This window comes from Paracoccus sp. 22332 (genome assembly GCF_052045125.1).
GTDB classification, from domain to species: domain Bacteria; phylum Pseudomonadota; class Alphaproteobacteria; order Rhodobacterales; family Rhodobacteraceae; genus Paracoccus; species Paracoccus haematequi_A.
Genome location: NZ_JBQEOI010000067.1, coordinates 6,445 through 9,838 on the forward strand (window position 1 = coordinate 6,445; position 3,394 = coordinate 9,838).

The following is a 3,394-nucleotide window of genomic DNA, read 5'->3' on the forward strand; positions in this document are numbered from 1 at the left end:
GGGTCCGTTGCATTAATGCCGCTTCGGCGCAGTAAAAGCAGGAGCTGCGATCATCAAGCGGCTTCCGGGAAGAGTTTGGCGACGAAGTCGATCTCGTTTTCAACTCCGGTCCTGCAGCTTTCGAACTGACCCTTGCGGATGGTGCGGAAGGTTTCGATCCCGGCGAGCGCGGCCTTGGCGCCGGCCATGGTCTGGAAGCCACGCATCGGCCGCAGCCGCTGTTTTATTGCAGCATGATCGCTCTCAATCCGGTTGTTCAGGTACTTGCGATCGACATGGCGGATTGTGTGCTCTGGCCCGAGCCGGTCGTTGATCTCGCCGATCACCTTGGCATAGCTGAGCGCCTTGTCAGTGACGATGGTCAGGGGCTGATACAGGCGAACGGTCTCTCGGGCTTGCCGCAGAAACGCCCTTGCAGCCTTGGCATTTCGCCGCGCCGTCAGCCGAAAATCGATCAGCTGGCCGAGCTGATCGACGGCGCGCCATAGATAACACCAGCGTCCACCGACGCGGATGTAGGTCTCATCGACATGCCACTGCTGCCCGCGCCAGGAACGATGGCCACCATAGGCCCGTTTGCGGATCTCGGGGCCGAACTTCCTGACCCAGCGGTGGATTGTGGAGGCATCGACTGTCACCCCGCGCTCGGCCAGCAAATCGCGGACGTCGCGGCACGACAGCGGGTAGCGACAGTACCAGCGCACCGCTAGAAGGATGATCTCCCGAGGAAAACGATGCCGCTTGAACGGATTCTTTTGCTGTGCCATCGGCCCCCCCATCATTACCAACTCAAGGAACTTGCGGTGGTCGGCTAGTTAATGCAACGGACCCCGTTGAACAATTCTGGCCAACTGTCTCAACTTGGCAGGCGTGCAGGGAGCGCTTTCCCGTGATGTTCACGCCGCCGCCCGCCACATCCGGTATCGCCCCTGACCTGTTACCTCCCGGACTAGGCCGCGCTCGACCATCCAGTCCATGTTGCGCTGAACCGTTGCCCGATGCGTGCCTGTTAGTTTCTGGGCCATTTGGACTGAGACCAGCGGCCAACTTGTGAAGAGGTCCCGCAGCTTCGGCGGCGTCTTGCCCGAAAGCGACGCCATCGTTCGTTCCGCGGCAGCCGCCCAGGCCTCGATCTCCTCGAGCCGGCGCAGGGCTGCGAAGGTCGCGCTCTCCATCGCGTTGAGCCAGCGCGCCAACCGGGCCGGTGCGTCCCCGGTCGCACGGACCCCCCCTCCTCCGCCCATGGCAATCGGTGCGAACATCGCGCCGGGCGTGCTCCCTGACGGCGTGAGATCGCCGATCGCGACACGCGCCGCTGTCACCGCGGCCTCCAGCGGATCATCGATCGGCGACAGCTCCGCGACGTGCCAGAGATGGAAGCCCATGCAGGCCCGTGTCACAGAGTGGAGGTCTTCGGCCTGATCCATCATCGCGAGCCATCCGGCGGCCCGGTCCTCGAAGGCTTCGCGCTCTGCCATCTCGACGGCGCGCGAAGAAGCCTTTGCCTCTTCGAAACGCTCTCCCTGGCCCGGCCGGTCGCGCCGATCAAGGAAGGCCTCCAGGTCGTCCGTTCCGGACCGAAGCGTCAGCAGCGCGGGTCCGCCGGACAGTCGGCGCACGGCCCAGCCGATCCGGTACATGGCCTGCGCATCATCCGTTGCGGTCGACACCCGCAGCGCCATGTAGAGCGACAGCCGGTCGAGGCCGATCCGGTCCTGCGTCAACCAGCTCAGGTCCGCGGCCTCGATCAGGGCGAGCCGCTGCCGCCAACCAGCCGGGCCCCGGCGCAGGCGTTCATCGAGGATCCCCAAGCGCGCCGCGACACGAGCAAGCTGCGCCGCCTGCCCGGCCTCGGCCGCTCGCCATGCATCGACGATTTCAGATTCCCTGGCCTCCGGCGCGGGTCCGGGCGGCAGGTAAATCGGTTCATCCTCGAGCGGCCCGGGCAGAAACCAGAGATCCGCGTTATCCTCGTCCTCGGACGCCTCCAGGTCTTCAAGAGGCACCCCGTCATCGTCCGATGATATATGGCGAAATTTGCTCATACGCGCATTATAAAACTATTTTGCGCGCTTGGCGATGGAATTTGAGACTTCTCTAATCTCACTACTGGGCACCTCGAAAAATTGCCCGGCCCGAGTTGCTGCGGTATGAACGGGGGGTGATCGGCTGCTTGGGCGTAACGATGGCACAGATGGGTTTCTTCGATCTTTCGGACCGCTATGCGAGCCTGGATGCCAAGAAGGACCCCTTGGTCGAGATTGACGCCGTTGTGCCGTGGGAGGAGTTCCGCCCGACGCTGGAGCGGGTTTGGCGCAAGCCAGATGCGGAGCGGAAGTCGCGCGCCGGGCGCAAGCCGATGGACGCCGTTCTGATGTTCAAGACACTGGTCCTGGGCGCGCTCTACAACCTGTCCGACGACCAGATCGAGTATCAGGTGCGCGACCGTTTGTCATTCATGCGGTTCCTCGGCCTAGGGCTTGAGGACCGGGTGCCCGATGCCAAGACGGTGTGGCTTTATCGCGAAGCGCTGGCGCAGGCGGGCCTGGTGGAGGCGCTGTTCAAGCAGTTCGACGGCTATCTGGCGCGCCGGGGTTACATCGCGCGGGGAGGGCAGATCCTGGATGCCTCCATCGTCCCGGTGCCGAAGAACCACAACACGCGCGAGGAAAACAAGGCGATCAAGAGCGGTGAGGTGCCCGAGGGCTGGTCCGACAAACCGGCCAAGCGGTCACAGAAGGACGTTGATGCCCGCTGGACCAAGAAGCACGGTAAATCCCACTATGGCTACAAGAACCATGTGAGCATGGACAGGAAGCACAAGCTGGTAAGACGTTACCATGTCAGCGATGCCGCCCTGCATGACAGCCAAGCGGTGGACCACCTGCTGACGCGGGGCAATACCGGCGCGGGGGTCTGGGCCGATCCGGCCTATCGGTCCGAGGAGATGGAAGCCAAGCTGCGCGGCATGAAGCTGAAGAGCCACATCCACCGCAAGGGCAAGCGCGGCAAGCCGCTGACCGAGCAGGCCAAAAGCAGCAACCGGACCAAATCCTCGGTGCGTGCCCGGGTCGAGCATGTCTTCGGCGCGCAGACCAATGACATGGGCGGCACGCTGGTGCGCACGATCGGCATGGTGCGGGCGAAGGCGAAGATCGGGATGAAGAACCTCGCTTACAACATGCGCCGCCTCGGCCAGCTGAGCCGCCTGAACCCGTGCCCGGGCTAACCCAGGGGCGCGGAAATCAAGTCGTGCGGCACGAAACGCCGCGCGCGACAGGCAAAGCATCAAAGACCCCGTAGCGCACAAGGGCACTGACGGGTGGCATCACGCCCATTTCAAGCCGCCGAGCCCGCGACCCGCGACCGGAAAAGGTCAAAAATCGAGGTGCCC

At 63.8% G+C, this 3,394-nt stretch carries 3 protein-coding genes; 1 reads left to right on the top strand and 2 read right to left on the bottom strand.

Annotated features, from left to right (window positions below; translation table 11 throughout):
* Nucleotides 1-53 precede the first annotated feature (53 nt).
* On the bottom strand, nt 54-767 hold the full coding sequence (locus ACTJI6_RS22615) for an IS6 family transposase (protein WP_440803609.1): 714 nt from the start codon (nt 765-767) through the stop codon (nt 54-56).
* 129 nt (nt 768-896) lie between these two features.
* On the bottom strand, nt 897-2,045 hold the full coding sequence (locus ACTJI6_RS22620; protein WP_440803922.1) for a helix-turn-helix domain-containing protein: 1,149 nt from the start codon (nt 2,043-2,045) through the stop codon (nt 897-899).
* Nucleotides 2,046-2,185: 140 nt separating this feature from the next.
* Here ACTJI6_RS22620 and ACTJI6_RS22625 point away from each other — a divergent pair, with 140 nt between their 5' ends.
* The gene (locus ACTJI6_RS22625) at nt 2,186-3,229 is read left to right on the top strand and encodes an IS5 family transposase (RefSeq protein WP_085502601.1); all 1,044 of its coding nucleotides are present in this window, start codon (nt 2,186-2,188) and stop codon (nt 3,227-3,229) included.
* Nucleotides 3,230-3,394 lie beyond the last annotated feature (165 nt).

What these genes read in the sequence shown, in the direction of transcription:
- ACTJI6_RS22615 (WP_440803609.1), bottom strand. Translation starts at nt 767, where the DNA reads ATGGCACAGCAAAAGAATCCGTTCAAGCGGCATCGTTTTCCTCGGGAG.
- ACTJI6_RS22620 (WP_440803922.1), bottom strand. Translation starts at nt 2,045, where the DNA reads ATGAGCAAATTTCGCCATATATCATCGGACGATGACGGGGTGCCTCTT.
- ACTJI6_RS22625 (WP_085502601.1), top strand. Translation starts at nt 2,186, where the DNA reads ATGGCACAGATGGGTTTCTTCGATCTTTCGGACCGCTATGCGAGCCTG.